Below are 12,307 nucleotides of genomic sequence, written 5' to 3'. Positions count from 1 at the left end.
GGATGATCATTTGGAGTTAGCAATCAATAAAAAAAGACTTGTGGGGACGATACAAGTTCCTAGTGATAAATCAATTTCTCATCGCAGCATCATGTTTGGCTCGATAGCTCATGGGAAAACAACAGTAAAAAACTTTTTAAGAGGAGAAGATTGTCTCAGTACAATAAAAGCTTTTAAGAAATTAGGCGTCAAAATTGAAGATGATGGTGAAACAATTATTATTCATGGTCAAGGCTTTGAAGGTCTTAGCCCATCTGTTTCGGCAATTGATATCGGCAACTCAGGCACGACGATTCGCTTAATTAGCGGTATCTTGGCTGGCAGTGATTTTTCAACAGAGCTCTATGGGGATGCCTCAATTGCTAAGCGACCAATGGCTCGTGTATTGTCTCCGTTGAACCAAATGGGCGCCTCCTGTACAGGACACGACGGAACAGAGTATCCTCCGATTACAATCAGAGGAACATCTTCTTTGCAGCCGCTTCACTATGAAATGCCTGTAGCAAGTGCTCAGGTCAAATCAGCAATTTTATTTGCCGGTTTGCAGGCGAAAGGCAAAACGATTGTTGTTGAAAAAGAAAAGACTAGAGATCACACAGAAGATATGATTGTACAATTTGGCGGGGAAATCGAAGTGGACGATAAAGAAATCCATTTAACAGGACCTCAAAAGCTGACTGGGCAAACGGTTGTAGTGCCTGGAGATATTTCTTCAGCAGCTTTCTTTCTTGCTGCAGGACTGATTATTCCAGATAGTAAGATAACATTGGAGAATGTCGGCTTAAATCCAACACGAACAGGAATTATTGATGTTATTCAACAAATGGGCGGAAAACTCACGATTGAAGAAAATAAGAGTGAAAGCAATAAATCTGGAACAATAACTGTAGAAACAAGTGAGCTGCATGGGATTGACATTTCAGGAGAAATTATCCCAAGACTGATTGATGAGCTGCCGATTATTGCTTTGATGGCCACTCAGGCAAAAGGAACAACTGTGATTCGTGATGCGGAGGAACTCAAGGTTAAGGAAACGAATCGAATTGATGCAGTAGCAAATGAGCTGAACAAGCTGGGCGCAGATATCACACCAACTGAGGACGGAATGATTATTACTGGCGGAACAGTCCTTAATGGCGGAAACGTGACTAGCTATGGAGACCACCGAATTGGCATGATGCTACAGATTGCTGCTTTGCTGGTGAAAAAAGGAACTGTGGTTCTTGAACGTCCTGAAGCGATAGCTGTTTCTTATCCAGATTTTTTTAATGATTTACAAAGACTATACAACTAGGAGGGAAACAGATGCAGGGAATCACGTTAATCGGCTTCATGGGGGCTGGTAAGACAACAGTTGGAAAGCTGCTTTCTCAGAAGACGGGAATGAAGCATATAGATTTTGACGATAAAATCATTGAAGAAATCGGCATGAGCATTCAGGAATACTTTGATTTATATGGAGAAGCTGCTTTTCGGGAAAAGGAAACAGCTGTACTGAAAAAATATATAGACCACGATTATGTGATTTCAACTGGAGGCGGGATTGTGATGCGTCCGGAAAATCGTGAGCTGTTAAAAAAGATGGCACCAGTTATTTATTTACAGACAACACCAGAGGTTTTTATTCCCCGGTTAAAAAATGACCATACAACAGTTCGTCCGTTAGTGGTTTCAAAGTCTCCGGAAGAAATAAAGCAGGTTTTTGAACCGCGTATTTTGTTTTATGAAGAAGCATCAAGCATGATTGTGGATACAGATCAGCGTACGCCGGAAGAGATTACAGCTGAAATCCTCGATAGTATAGGGTAGGTGAAATAAATGAAGGTTGGTTATTTAGGGCCGGAAAGCTCTTTCACACATACAGCGACTAAGACGGCATTTCCCAATGCCGAGTTAATACCGTTTCATTCAATACCGGCATGTATTAAGGGAGTTGAATTTCATGAAGTAGATTTAGGTGTGGTGCCTATTGAGAATACTCTTGAAGGATCAGTCAACACAACAGTGGATTATCTATTTCATCAAGGAAAGGGACAAATTCCTGTAGGCGCAGAGCTAGTACTGCCGATTTTTCAGCAGTTGATGGTGAATACAAATCATCAGAATAATTGGCACCAGGTTACCCGAATTCTCTCTCATCCTCAGGCGCTGGCACAGTCACAGGAGTTCATAAGCCGCTATTTTCCTAATGCTGTTTTGGAGGCGACACCATCCACCGCCTATGCAGCGAATTTCGTAGCTGCCCATCCAGAGCTGACTATTGCGGCGATTGCACCAAAGTTATCGGCCGAAAAATATGGTCTGACTATTGTAAAAGAAGACATTCAGGACGTGGCCATCAATCGTACGAGATTCTGGGTTCTCGGCTCAGAAAAGATTGATTTAGAAGAAATACCAGTTGAAAATCGAAAGCTGACTTTGGCTGTAACTATGCCGAATAATATGCCGGGGGCACTCCACAAAGCACTTTCTGTTTTCAGCTGGCGGGAAATAGGACTGAGTAAAATTGAATCTCGGCCATTAAAAACTACTCTGGGAGAGTATTTCTTTTTGATTGATATTCATTTGGATAAACCTCAGGAATTGATAGATTTTGCCTTAGAGGAACTCCGTTTAATGGGCGGGGAAGTTAAGGTTTTTGGAAATTATGCTGTCCATCCTATTCACGGTGTCTAAACGGGAGAGACAGCAAACTAGCGTAAGCAAAACTACTCCGGTTATCTTTCTGAGAGCCAAGCTAGTGCTTGTTTGATTTCCTGATTCCAATAAAGCCAGTCATGACCGCCGCTGGTCGCGCGTAATTGTACATTTATGCCGTAGGGTTTCAAAAGCTCTACGGCTTTTTGATTTGCAGGGAAAAATGGATCCTCCGTTCCGCAAGCCAAATAGATATCAGGAAAGTCGAATCCAGCTGTGAGTTTCTTTTCAGCTAAAGCATAAATATCATTCTCCGAGCCTGGCAGCTCATCAAGATTTCCAAAAATCCCTGTCCAGAATGCCTTTGGTGCAAACTGAAAGATTTCTTCACCAAGCTGATCCATAGAATGAACTGCTCCAGACAAACTGATAATTGCTCCATAATTATCTGTGCCAAATCCCAGTTTAAATGCACCGTAGCCGCCCAAAGACTGTCCTCCGGCATAGTTTTTTTCTTTTTCCTTTGATAGCTGAGGGAAAAAATTTTGCACTGTTTTGGGCAGCTCGTCCGAAAGATACGTCCAGTAGTTCATATGGTAGGTAGTGTTCGTATAAGCACCTGCAGATGTTTGCGGCATAATCACAGCAAGGTTCATTTTATCTACATAAGACTCAAGAGCTGTAAAGCGTGACCAGGAGGTGTAATCACCCCCGACTCCGTGAAGCAGATAAAGTACAGGAATATTTGTTCTTCCATTATTGGGCAAAATACAGGAAACCTTCGTGTTCATTCCAAGTACAGCCGAATAATAATCAATATCAAAAAAAGCCATAATAGTGTTCCTCCTTAAATAAAGTAAAAAAGTGTTTATTAAACATAGAATAACATAGCTGGAAAGGCTAGCGGATACATACTGGAAAAAAATTCCTTTTATTTTTTTTAAAATGCACAATCTGAAAAGACTTTTTTTGTAAAATGGGTTATCCTTATCCATAAGAGTGAAAAAGAGGTGTACAAACAATGAGTCGTATGGACCGATATAAAGATATACATAAAAAATCAGATGCTGCGGAAAAAAGAAGCAGCTTTAATCCTAGAAAAGAAAAAGACAGGGATGAACGGTACGAAAAACAAGTTCAGCCTGATGAACAATATTCTCAGGAAAACCAGTCATATAGCCGTCAACAAGAGCAAATACCTGTGGAACCACCAAGAAGTTCAAAAAAATATAAACCTGAAAAGCCGAAAAAGCTAAAAAAGAAAGGCAAGCGTAGATGGATTAAGTGGGCTCTGTTGGTACTGGTTTTATTAATTGTGCTGCCGGTTGTATTTTTCTTTAAGGGAAAGCACGCGGCTGAAAATGACGACTCCCTTCCCAAAGAAGAAACAGAAGTATTTAATGGCGTCACCAGTGCAGACGGTGCCAACAATATTCTCTTATTGGGTAGTGATACTAGAGGAGAAGATGCTGGACGTGCGGATACCATCATGGTTCTTCAACTGGATGGACCTTCCGGCAAGCCTAAACTAATTTCCTTTATGCGGGATACATTTGTTGATATTCCTGAGGTGGGTGCAAATAAAATCAATTCAGCCTATGCATATGGCGGAGCAGAACTAGTTCGTCAAACATTAGCCAATAACTTTGGTATTGATTGTAAATACTATGCAAAGGTTGATTTCCAAAGCTTCGAAAAAGTAATCGATTCTTTATTCCCTTCGGGTGTAGAAATCGATGCAGAAAAAACGCTGAATTTAGATGGTGTTGACATTAACCAGGGAAATCAAAAGATGGATGGGCATGTTCTGCTCCAATATGCACGATTCCGGATGGATGAAGAAGGGGATTTTGGTCGGGTAAGAAGACAGCAGCAAGTGATGTCTGCCGTCATTTCGCAACTGAAATCACCGATGGTATTGCTGCGAACACCAGAATCAGCAGGTAAACTGGTTGGATATATGGCAAATGATATTCCTTTAACCTTCTTATTGAAAAACGGTCCTTCTCTAGCATTGAAGGGGGCTGGCGGGATTGACCGCCTAACAGTTCCTGTTGAAGATTCCTGGGCAAGCGGCTACTATGACTATGCCGGTAGTGTTCTTGAAATAGATTTACCGATGAATCAGCAGGCGGTTCAGAGTTTTTTAGCCAATTAGCATGAAAAAGACAGTTTTCATCTAATTCAGAGTATGTTATATTTATTTAAGTTTAGAAATATGAAACGAGGGTTTTTAATATGAAACTTGCTGTGGTAACAGATAGTACAGCTTATTTACCAGACAGAATAAAAAAACATAATGACTTGTTTATTATTCCTATACCAGTCATTTTAGACGGCAAAATTTATAATGAAGGAATTGATATTGAGGCGGATGAGTATTATGCATTGCTAAACAGCAGTTCAGAATTTCCAACAACTTCTCAGCCTGCTTTAGGAGAAGTCATCGAGCTCTATGAATCTATTGCAGCAAAAGGATATGATACAATTTTGAGTATCCATTTGTCAGCAGGAATTTCAGGCTTTGTCGGCACGCTGTTCTCCTTGAAAGGAACAATCGAAGGAATTGATTTACACCCCTATGATTCGAAAATTACCAGTATGCCAATGGGGCATATGGTAGAGGCAGCGCTGGCTGCTTCAGACAATGGCGAAAACATTGAAGCTATTCTCGCAAAGATGGATATTATTAGAGACAATACGTATGCCTATCTAATTGTGGAAGACCTGAATAATCTTGTGCGGGGCGGACGTTTAACGAATGGTGCGGCACTGATTGCCGGTTTATTGAAAATCAAGCCGATTCTTACGTTTGAAGATGGGAAAATCGTCTTATTTGAAAAAATCCGTTCAACTAAACGGGCATTTACACGCGCGGAGCAAATTATCGGTGAGAGAAATCAGGAAATACAATATCCTGTAAAGCTTTATGTTATTCATGCCAATAATCTTGCAGTTGCAGAGGAAGAGAAGAAAAAACTGCAGGAACAATATCCGGAGGCTGAGATTGAAATCGGACATTTTGGTCCGGTTATTGGCACCCACCTTGGTGAAAAAGCGATTGGGATTGCACTTTCTGCACAATAATAATTGAGCATTTATTTAACATTATTGACCGGGGCAAGCAGTTGCAGGCTTTCCCTGGTTTTATTTCACTCAGAACAAACCGTTATCTTCCATAAAAAGAAATATTTCAACAGACTGACTGATGTATGTTAAACTAGTACAGTATATTGAATTTTAGGGGAATTGTTCATTGAAGGAGACATGTCGATGAAATTAAAAGAAGATAGATTGCAGAAAGAAAAAATGAAGAATGTCCAACTACTTGCTGCTTATTATCAAGTGGTCAATCGTTTGCCTAAAGGGGATAAACGCGATCAGATGATTCGGGATATACTGGTATGTAAAGATAAGATAAAAAAAATAAACCAGCAGCTGACAGAAATTGATCAGCAAAAAAGTGCATCTAAAGAATAGCCTTTGAGGGCTGTTACAAAAATAAGGAGGTCTTTCTGATTATTGATTTGTTCACTATCGTATTAACGTTGTTTGTCATTGTGTTATATATCTATTTAATTATGGTTCGCAGAAGTATTGTTGTTTTTGCTAAACGTTCGATAATACCAAGTGCTATCGGGCTTTGTCTTGGAGCAGTCTTCTTATTTTTTGGACTGACAGCACCGCAAACATTGAATGACAAACTGCAGGATATTATGACATCTTGTCTGCTTTTTAGTTTCATGCTGGACTGTCGGGGATTAGCAGATGGAAAAATTATTAATAATTCCTTTGACAATCGTGGTGTGTATTATTCTGAGCTGGAAAAAGTTGTTCTTTCTGTTAAGAATCAGGAAATCCGAATGAACTATTTTAGAAATGGCCGGCGAGGTCCGCTGCTCATTTTCAAAATGCCTCTGGAAACGATGCTGGCTTTTTTATCAGATCGGGTGGCAAAGGACTTGGATATCGATATTATAATTGAAGATTAGACAAGAGAGTGGGATTCTATATGTTCCACTCTTTATTTTTGCCAATATTTGAAAAAATAATGATACTGTAAGACAAATGAAGAGTCGCATTGGTTTTCAGAATAGTGTACTGTTGCGACAAAGAATTATCTCAGGGAATACAATAGAAATTTACTTTTTTATTGTTCATACTTTGGTAAAAAAATAATTCAATAGCTCGTTTATCTATGAAAAAGAAAACCAGCTTCTTTTTTTTTGCTTTTTTTGTTACAATAGTCAAGATGAAAAGGAAGTGAGCTTGTGAAAGAACTAAGAGTTGAGCAGTTAACCAAAACATTTGGGGAGAAGACTTTATTTGATAACCTGTCTTTTATGATACATGAGAAAGATCGGATTGGTCTGATTGGTATTAACGGTACAGGTAAAACAAGTTTACTAAATATTCTGGCAGGGCTGGATGCTGCAGATGGCGATATCTCTCCTGTAAAACAGGCAAAGGATTACCGCATTGGTTATCTCTCTCAAACCCATGAGCTGGACGATGAGTTAAGTGTAATTGATGCTGTCTTTCAAGGAAATACACCGATTATTCAGGCTGTAAAAGAGTATGAACAGGCGTTAATCGCTTTAGATCAGGATGGAATGAATGAGGCTGTTCAAAAGCAATATACGCGGGCGGAAGAAAAAATGAATAAAGAAGATGCCTGGTCCGCAGATACCAGTGCCAAGATTATCCTGCAGAAGCTAGGTATTGATACACTAAATAAAAAAGTCGGCGAGCTTTCCGGGGGACAGAAGAAACGGGTTAGTCTGGCACAGACTCTGATTGAAGCACCAGACCTGCTGCTGCTGGATGAACCAACGAACCATTTGGATTATGAAGCAATCAGCTGGTTGGAAAAATACCTGAAAAGCTATTCAGGAGCACTGCTTATGGTTACCCATGACCGTTATTTTCTTGATCGGGTGACTAATCGAATTTTTGAACTTTCTTTTGGGAAGCTTTATGAGTATAAAGGAAATTACGAAGCGTATATTGCTGCGAAGGCTGAGCGAGAACGGGTAGAGCTTGAACAGGAAAATAAAAGAAAGCAGCTGTTCAAACAGGAGCTGGAATGGATGCGTGCTGGCGTGCAGGCACGAGGAACGAAGCAGCAGGCTCGTCAGGAACGTTTTCATGACTTAAAAGAAAATCTTCATCAGGTGAATGCAAAAGAGACCGTTGATCTCAATCTATCTTCCCAGCGCTTAGGGAAAAAAGTGTTGGAGATTCAGCATGGTTATTACAAAATTGAAGAAAAACAGCTTCTCAATGATTTTTCATTGCTAATACAAGCAAAAGATAGAATAGGGATAACTGGTAAAAATGGTGCCGGGAAATCGACATTGCTAAATATTCTCGCAGGAAGAGTTCCTCTTGAAAGCGGTCTGTACGAAATCGGTGAAACAGTTCGTCTGGCTTATTATACACAGGAGAACGAAGAAATAGATCCTGAGAAACGGATGATTGCCTACCTGCAGGAGGCTGCAGAGGAAGCTAAAACAGTGGACGGCGAAACAGTTGGCGTGGCAGAGCTGCTGGAACGTTTCTTATTTCCCCGCTTTATGCATGGAACGATGGTTGGAAAGCTTTCCGGCGGTGAAAAACGAAGATTGTATCTTCTGAAGCTATTAATTAGTCAACCAAATGTGCTTTTACTGGATGAGCCAACGAATGACTTGGATATCGATACGCTGACTGTACTGGAAGACTATATCCATCAGTTCAGCGGAACAGTAATCGCTGTTTCACATGATCGCTATTTTCTTGATAAAACGATGGATAAGCTTCTGCTTTTTAAAGGAAATGCTGAGATTTCATCCTACTACGGTACAATGAGCGCTTATTTAGCGCAACAGACAGCAGAAGAACAGCAGGATACAAAAAAAGTGAAGAATTCAGCGGTGGAAGTAAAAGTTAAAAAAGAAAAATCAAAGCTGACTTATATGGAACAAAAGGAATGGGAAACAATTGAAGACGAAATTGCTGTCCTTGAAAAAAGACAAGAACAGGTTTCAGAAGACATGAACCATCAGGGAAATGATTTTGCCCGTCTTCAGGAGCTGCAGAAAGAAATGGACCAAATCGAAGAACAGCTGGAAGAAAAAATCGAGCGCTGGGATTATTTAAGCCAGTTTGCTGACGAATAGCAGGAGGAGATCATATGGAAAATGCGTATCTTGACTTAGGTAGAAAAATACTAGATGAAGGACATTTGAAAGGCGACCGTACTGGAACAGGAACAAAAAGTCTTTTTGGCCATCAAATGCGTTTTGATTTATCAAAAGGTTTTCCTTTATTGACAACAAAACGAGTTCCATTTGGTTTGATTAAAAGTGAGCTGCTTTGGTTTATTAAAGGGGATACGAATATCCGATATCTTCTACAGCATAACAATCATATCTGGGATGAATGGGCATTTGAACGCTATATTAATAGTTCAGACTATACTGGACCAGATATGACCGGTTTTGGTCATCGTGTCTTAACTGATGAAGGGTTCAAACAAGAGTATGAAAAACAGCATGCTTTATTCTGTGAAAACATTTTAAATGATTCTGATTTTGCAGCAAAGCATGGAGAATTGGGTAATATTTACGGCGCTCAATGGCGGCATTGGGAAACAAAGAATGGCGAATTTATTGATCAGCTTCAAGATGTTATTCGTATGATAAAAACAAATCCTGATTCCCGCCGCTTGCTTGTCTCTGCGTGGAATCCTGAAGATGTTCCTTCTATGGCGCTTCCACCTTGTCATACAATGTTCCAGTTTTACGTAAATGACGGAAAATTGAGCTGTCAGCTGTATCAGCGTAGTGCAGATGTGTTCTTAGGCGTACCGTTTAATATTGCCAGCTACGCACTTTTAACACATTTGATTGCCCATGAAACAGGCTTGGAAGTAGGGGAGTTTGTTCATACATTAGGGGACGCTCATTTGTATGTAAATCATTTTGAGCAGATGGAGGAACAGCTGACTAGGGAAGTCCGTTCAGCTCCTCAACTGATTTTAAATACAGAAAAACAATCGGTTTTTGACTTTGAAATGGAAGATATTAAACTGGAAGGGTATGACCCGCATCCGGCTATCAAAGCACCAATTGCGGTATAGGTCTGAAAGGAGTTAAAAATATGTTAGCAGCTATCTGGGCTCAGGATGAGCAGGGGATTATTGGAAAGGAGAATGTGTTGCCTTGGCATTTGCCAAACGACTTAAAGTTCTTCAAGAAAATGACTGAAAACAATACAATTGTAATGGGAAGAACCACCTTTGAGGGGATGGGTGGAAAAGCTCTTCCTAACCGTAAAACAATCGTATTGACAAGAGATACTTCTTATCAGGCAGCAAATGTGATGATCATGAACAATATTCAAGAGGTTCTAAGCTATGCTGAAGAATTCTCAGGAATTACCTTTATTGCAGGCGGCGCCAAAATTTATCAGGATTTTCTTCCGTATTGTGATATTCTTTACCGAACAGTTATTCATGGAGCATTTGAAGGAGATACTTATTTTCCTTCTGTTGACTGGGATGAATGGACGATGATTAATACGAGTGAAGGCGAGCTGGATGAAGGAAATGTCTATGCTCATGAGTTTGAAACCTATCAGCGTAAATCTTCATAGATGTGAAAGGTGAGTATAAAAATGGAAATCATGATTAAAGGCTGCCTGATTCACTATGAAATTTTTGGAGAAGGCAAGCCGGTTTTATGCCTTCATGGATTTCCAGAGGATCATGAGGTCATGGTTGGCTGCCTGGAACCAATATTTGCAGAGATGCAGGGTTATCAAAGAATTTACATTGATCTTCCTGGTCTAGGAAAATCAAATGGGAACGGACTAGTCAGCAACGCAGATAAAATGATTGAAATAATTCAGAGCTTCACTAAAAAAGTTCTTGGTGAACAATCCTATCTTCTTGTGAGTCAGTCTTATGGAGGCTACTTATCTCTTGGCTTAACCTTTTTAGCAGCTGACAGGATTGACGGCGTTTTTTTTCTTTGTCCATGTACAATCGCTGAGCGCTCGAAACGAAAGCTGCCGCCGCGTGAGGTTCTAATAAAAAAACAAATACTACTCGATAATGGTGAACAAACACTATTTTCTGATTTTATGGAGATGGCTGTTGTCGCTACTGATGAAACCTGGCAGAGATACAAAAATGAAATCTATCCAGGTTTAGCAAGGGCAAATGAGGAGTTTGTAGAAAGCTACCAGCAAACAGGCTACGCACTGTCGTTTGAAGAGCGCTTTGAGGAGATTCATTTTGATAAGCCAAGTGTTTTCTTAACTGGCAGACAGGATGACTGTGTAGGCTATCAGGATGCTTATCGTTTGATTGATGGTTTTACCCGCTCAATATTTGTTATTTTAGATACTGCAGGGCATAATCTTCAAATCGAACAACCTGCTATGTTCAATCAAACAGTCAAAAACTGGCTAATGAACGTTTAAGATAAAGGGTTCAAGGTATCCAAATCTTTAAAAAGTGCTGACAGCTATTCCACCAACACAAGAATAAAAAAAGAGCGTAGGAAAATTTTCCCACGCTCTTTTTTATGAACGACTTTACATATGATTTCTATACAAGCCGACAACCTTACCAAGAATGGTAACATTGTTTAGACGGATAGGCTCAAGCAGATCATTTTCAGGTTGTAGCCGGATATGATCAGATTCCTTAAAGAATCGTTTACAGGTGGCTTCATCCTCATCAGTCATGGCAATTACAATATCCCCGTTTGTAGCAGCCTGCTGCTTACGGACGATTACTTGATCACCGTCAAGAATTCCTGCGTTAATCATACTTTCTCCTCTAATAGTCAGCATGAATAATGCATTCTGTTCTGTTTTTAAATCAGGCGGCAATGGGAAGAAATCTGACGCTTCTTCAACTGCGAGGATAGGTTCGCCGGCAGTAACTACACCGAGCATTGGGATTGTTGTCGGTTGTACGCCGATTTTTTCCAGACCTTCTGCAGTTAATTCAATAGCCCGCGGTTTTGTAGGGTCTCTGAGAATTAGACCTTTCTTTTCCAATCTTGCCAGATGACCGTGAACAGTGGAGGTAGAGGAAAGATCCACCGCTTTTCCAATCTCGCGAACGGTTGGAGGATATCCTTTGAGTTCAACTTGTTCATATATATATTTTAATACTTCGACTTGTCTTGTTTCGGTACGTTTAGCCAATATCCACACCTTCTTTCCAATTTATAGTTACAGTCTAACATACTTGTCTTTTTAAATCAAACAAGCGTTCGTCTTTTTTAGAGAGAAAGATAGTTGTTTTTTTTGCCGGCTTCTTATAAGATAAGAATGATTGATAAAGGAGGAACGTAGCATGCTGTCAAAAGAAAAACTAGCTCGAATCAATGAGCTGGCCCGTAAGAAGAAAGAGAGGGAACTAACCTCTGCGGAAATAAAGGAGCAAAAGCAGCTTAGAGAAGAATACCTGCAGACCTTTCGTAAAGGAATGCGCCATCATATAGAGGGAATGAAAGTTGTTGATCCGAAAGGAAACGACGTGACTCCTGAAAAACTGAAACAAATTCAAAAGGAAAAAGGACTGCATAATCGCGATTAATTATAGTTCTTTTTACCAAAAGTAATTGCTTTCATAAATAACTTAAGGTACAATGGATTTAATAAAGGTAAA

14 protein-coding genes are annotated in these 12,307 nt (G+C 40.0%); 12 read left to right on the top strand and 2 right to left on the bottom strand.

The genetic code is table 11. From position 1 onward, the window contains the following. The first annotated feature begins 10 nt into the window (after positions 1–10). The 3 genes from aroA to pheA are packed head-to-tail and all read left to right on the top strand — an operon-like array spanning position 11 to position 2,676. The gene (gene aroA / locus ACPWSO_RS13805) at positions 11–1,294 is read left to right on the top strand and encodes a 3-phosphoshikimate 1-carboxyvinyltransferase (RefSeq protein WP_426084160.1); all 1,284 of its coding nucleotides are present in this window, start codon (positions 11–13) and stop codon (positions 1,292–1,294) included. A gap of 11 nt (positions 1,295–1,305) precedes the next feature. Beyond that, positions 1,306–1,809: a shikimate kinase gene (locus ACPWSO_RS13800; protein WP_426084159.1), complete on the top strand. Its 504-nt coding sequence runs from the start codon at positions 1,306–1,308 to the stop codon at positions 1,807–1,809. A 9-nt stretch (positions 1,810–1,818) separates the two neighbouring features. Continuing rightward, positions 1,819–2,676: a prephenate dehydratase gene (pheA, locus tag ACPWSO_RS13795; protein WP_426084158.1), complete on the top strand. Its 858-nt coding sequence runs from the start codon at positions 1,819–1,821 to the stop codon at positions 2,674–2,676. Between the two features lie 41 nt (positions 2,677–2,717). Here the strand turns inward: pheA and ACPWSO_RS13790 are convergent, their stop codons facing one another. Further along, positions 2,718–3,470 carry an alpha/beta hydrolase gene (locus ACPWSO_RS13790; RefSeq protein ID WP_426084157.1) on the bottom strand — a complete coding sequence of 251 codons (753 nt, stop codon included), beginning with the start codon at positions 3,468–3,470 and terminating at the stop codon, positions 2,718–2,720. Positions 3,471–3,658: 188 nt separating this feature from the next. Between ACPWSO_RS13790 and ACPWSO_RS13785 the strand changes: the two genes are divergently transcribed. The 8 genes from ACPWSO_RS13785 to ACPWSO_RS13750 all read left to right on the top strand — a co-directional run bounded on the left by ACPWSO_RS13785 (position 3,659) and on the right by ACPWSO_RS13750 (position 11,106). Further along, complete coding sequence (locus ACPWSO_RS13785; RefSeq protein WP_426084156.1) at positions 3,659–4,795, top strand: LCP family protein; 1,137 nt, start codon at positions 3,659–3,661, stop codon at positions 4,793–4,795. 80 nt (positions 4,796–4,875) lie between these two features. Further along, positions 4,876–5,724 carry a DegV family protein gene (locus ACPWSO_RS13780; RefSeq protein WP_426084155.1) on the top strand — a complete coding sequence of 283 codons (849 nt, stop codon included), beginning with the start codon at positions 4,876–4,878 and terminating at the stop codon, positions 5,722–5,724. 186 nt (positions 5,725–5,910) lie between these two features. After that, positions 5,911–6,117, top strand: coding sequence for a hypothetical protein (locus ACPWSO_RS13775; RefSeq protein WP_426084154.1), 207 nt, complete (start codon positions 5,911–5,913; stop codon positions 6,115–6,117). 47 nt (positions 6,118–6,164) lie between these two features. After that, positions 6,165–6,629, top strand: a complete 465-nt coding sequence (locus ACPWSO_RS13770) for a hypothetical protein (RefSeq protein WP_426084153.1) — start codon at positions 6,165–6,167, stop codon at positions 6,627–6,629. A gap of 279 nt (positions 6,630–6,908) precedes the next feature. After that, positions 6,909–8,798 carry an ABC-F family ATP-binding cassette domain-containing protein gene (locus ACPWSO_RS13765; protein ID WP_426084152.1) on the top strand — a complete coding sequence of 630 codons (1,890 nt, stop codon included), beginning with the start codon at positions 6,909–6,911 and terminating at the stop codon, positions 8,796–8,798. Positions 8,799–8,812: 14 nt separating this feature from the next. Next, complete coding sequence (locus tag ACPWSO_RS13760) at positions 8,813–9,760, top strand: thymidylate synthase (protein WP_426084151.1); 948 nt, start codon at positions 8,813–8,815, stop codon at positions 9,758–9,760. A 20-nt stretch (positions 9,761–9,780) separates the two neighbouring features. After that, positions 9,781–10,275: a dihydrofolate reductase gene (locus tag ACPWSO_RS13755; protein ID WP_426084150.1), complete on the top strand. Its 495-nt coding sequence runs from the start codon at positions 9,781–9,783 to the stop codon at positions 10,273–10,275. A 21-nt stretch (positions 10,276–10,296) separates the two neighbouring features. Beyond that, the gene (locus tag ACPWSO_RS13750) at positions 10,297–11,106 is read left to right on the top strand and encodes an alpha/beta fold hydrolase (RefSeq protein WP_426084149.1); all 810 of its coding nucleotides are present in this window, start codon (positions 10,297–10,299) and stop codon (positions 11,104–11,106) included. Positions 11,107–11,220: 114 nt separating this feature from the next. On the opposite strand, the gene lexA is transcribed toward ACPWSO_RS13750, so the two are convergent. Next, positions 11,221–11,841, bottom strand: a complete 621-nt coding sequence (gene lexA / locus ACPWSO_RS13745) for a transcriptional repressor LexA (RefSeq protein WP_426084148.1) — start codon at positions 11,839–11,841, stop codon at positions 11,221–11,223. Between the two features lie 151 nt (positions 11,842–11,992). On the opposite strand from lexA, the gene ACPWSO_RS13740 reads away from it, so the two are divergent. Further along, complete coding sequence (locus ACPWSO_RS13740; RefSeq protein ID WP_426084147.1) at positions 11,993–12,235, top strand: DUF896 family protein; 243 nt, start codon at positions 11,993–11,995, stop codon at positions 12,233–12,235. Positions 12,236–12,307: the final 72 nt, after the last annotated feature.

Source organism: Enterococcus sp. LJL51 (assembly GCF_049894025.1).
Lineage (GTDB): Bacteria > Bacillota > Bacilli > Lactobacillales > Enterococcaceae > Enterococcus_L.
Note: the sequence above shows the minus strand (reverse complement) of the source record. Positions and strands in the feature narration are given on the sequence as shown.

Bases quoted from the DNA above. Each gene is read 5' to 3' on its own strand.
- ACPWSO_RS13800 (WP_426084159.1), top strand. From the start codon at position 1,306: ATGCAGGGAATCACGTTAATCGGCTTCATGGGGGCTGGTAAGACAACA.
- pheA (WP_426084158.1), top strand. From the start codon at position 1,819: ATGAAGGTTGGTTATTTAGGGCCGGAAAGCTCTTTCACACATACAGCG.
- ACPWSO_RS13790 (WP_426084157.1), bottom strand. From the start codon at position 3,470: ATGGCTTTTTTTGATATTGATTATTATTCGGCTGTACTTGGAATGAAC.
- ACPWSO_RS13785 (WP_426084156.1), top strand. From the start codon at position 3,659: ATGAGTCGTATGGACCGATATAAAGATATACATAAAAAATCAGATGCT.
- ACPWSO_RS13780 (WP_426084155.1), top strand. From the start codon at position 4,876: ATGAAACTTGCTGTGGTAACAGATAGTACAGCTTATTTACCAGACAGA.
- ACPWSO_RS13775 (WP_426084154.1), top strand. From the start codon at position 5,911: ATGAAATTAAAAGAAGATAGATTGCAGAAAGAAAAAATGAAGAATGTC.
- ACPWSO_RS13760 (WP_426084151.1), top strand. From the start codon at position 8,813: ATGGAAAATGCGTATCTTGACTTAGGTAGAAAAATACTAGATGAAGGA.
- ACPWSO_RS13755 (WP_426084150.1), top strand. From the start codon at position 9,781: ATGTTAGCAGCTATCTGGGCTCAGGATGAGCAGGGGATTATTGGAAAG.
- ACPWSO_RS13750 (WP_426084149.1), top strand. From the start codon at position 10,297: ATGGAAATCATGATTAAAGGCTGCCTGATTCACTATGAAATTTTTGGA.
- ACPWSO_RS13740 (WP_426084147.1), top strand. From the start codon at position 11,993: ATGCTGTCAAAAGAAAAACTAGCTCGAATCAATGAGCTGGCCCGTAAG.